2 protein-coding genes and 1 pseudogene are annotated in these 1,775 nt (G+C 35.2%); 1 reads left to right on the plus strand and 2 read right to left on the minus strand.

The features are described from left to right. Positions 1-245, plus strand: a 245-nt coding sequence (locus EXE10_RS20850; RefSeq protein WP_165383062.1) for a transposase, incomplete at its 5' end; no start/stop codon positions are given. 288 nt (positions 246-533) lie between these two features. Here the strand turns inward: EXE10_RS20850 and EXE10_RS20855 are convergent. After that, positions 534-965: a PPC domain-containing protein gene (locus tag EXE10_RS20855; protein WP_130114586.1), complete on the minus strand. Its 432-nt coding sequence runs from the start codon at positions 963-965 to the stop codon at positions 534-536. Positions 966-1,244: 279 nt separating this feature from the next. Further along, positions 1,245-1,775 (minus strand): annotated as a pseudogene (locus tag EXE10_RS20860) (IS3 family transposase); the annotation flags it as partial.

The following is a 1,775-nucleotide window of genomic DNA, read 5'->3' on the forward strand; positions in this document are numbered from 1 at the left end:
TCAGCTCGCTAGCGCGAAATGAATTACTTCGAACAGTTAAACGTTTAGGCAGGACATTATGGAAAAAATGGTCCGGCTATCATTGCCGAAGTTTGGTCGAAACTAAGATGCATTGCATCAAATTATTGGGGGATAAACTCAGTGCAAGAAAATTTGATAGCCAAGTCAATGAAATTCATGCACGTGTAGCAGTCCTCAACAGATTTACGGAATTAGGTCGACCACTTACCCAAGTTACGCCTTAAATTTGGCTCAATTAGGGGGCTTTGTATTTCAAATCTTTGTGCAACAAAGCCACTGCAAATTGCTATCAAAAGGGCTTGAATATCACGACGGTTACGCTGAAAGATATAATCAACTTTTGAAAGAAAAGTGACTAACGCACAGCAAGATTAAATTATTCCTCGGGGTATTAAACAAGTAAACTACATCATTTTACTAACATAAATACATATACGTAAAAATCACGCCCTGCTTAACTGGCAATAGTTTTTGAACCCTTGTATAAAAGTTTAAACGAATCTAGCAAGTCTTTATTTAATGTTAATACTCATCCAGTATTGAGGTTTTTTATCTTTTCTTGCCTGTGATCTAGGTTGTAATACTCTAATTTCATACTCACCTGAAGCAGGTAAAATATAAACACCATTATCATCAAGCTCTGGAGAATATTCTCCAAGATTGATAGAGTCTTTTAATTGATTACCCCATAAGTAAGTTTCAATATTTCCTCCAGTCAACGTCACTTTTAACTTTTGCCCTTTTTTAGCATAAAATTTGTAGGAATCATACTTGTATCCATCTAGCCTCCCGTAATAATTTGCAGAGTAAGCTTTTTTTGCAAACTTAACTACAACAGTCTTTCGAATATCATTGTTATCATTTGCAAGTACGGCAGGGCTAAGCATAGTTAAAGTTAGGGCCATAAAACCACCAACTAGTAATTTCGTATTCGCTATTTTCATAAGGTTACCTTAATTCTTGTATCGCCCATGACATAGTAAAATAAGTAATAAATAACCATGAATCATGGAACAGAAATGTGAATAGTCACCAAAATTCTATACACACATGGCTTGGTTGCATAAATCTACCTCTTAAGGCTTATTCAGCAATATAATTCTCAGATGAATAAGCCTACACCTAAAATTTACCGTACAACAAATTGGTCATCTAATGTGGTTCCGTTAATTAGACCACTCAATTTAGTTTTATAAGTGATAAATCCGCTCTAAATATTTAAATTATGCTGCCATTACTTTTAGTAAATGTTGATCATAAATTTCATTCGGTGTTGCCTTATTCAAACTTAAATGAGGACGTATCATGTTATAAAAATCCAAATATTCAGCAATTGATTGTTTCGCTTGTTTAACCGTATCGTAAGCCTTCAAATAGACTTCCTCATGCTTCACGCTGCGCCATAAATGCTCAATCATCACATTATCCATTCATCGTCCTTTCCCATCCATACTGATTTGAATGCCATTTGATTTCAATACATCAATAAATGCATCACTGGTGAACTGACTGCCTTGGTCTGTATTAAATATTTCAGGTGATCCATATTTTTCAATCGCTTCATTTAAAGCCGAAATACAAAAATCCACCTCCATACTAATCGATACCCTATGTGCAAGTACCTTGCAGCTATGCCAATCAATCACAGCACATAAATAAACAAAGCCTTTTGCCATAGGGATATACGTTATATCCGTAGACCACACTTGATTACTGCGCCGAATAGCCAATCCTTTGAGCAGATATGGATATTT

Origin of the sequence: Acinetobacter sp. WCHAc060033 (genome assembly GCF_004209125.1) — a bacterium.
In the GTDB taxonomy this organism is placed as follows: Bacteria; Pseudomonadota; Gammaproteobacteria; order Pseudomonadales; family Moraxellaceae; genus Acinetobacter; species Acinetobacter wuhouensis.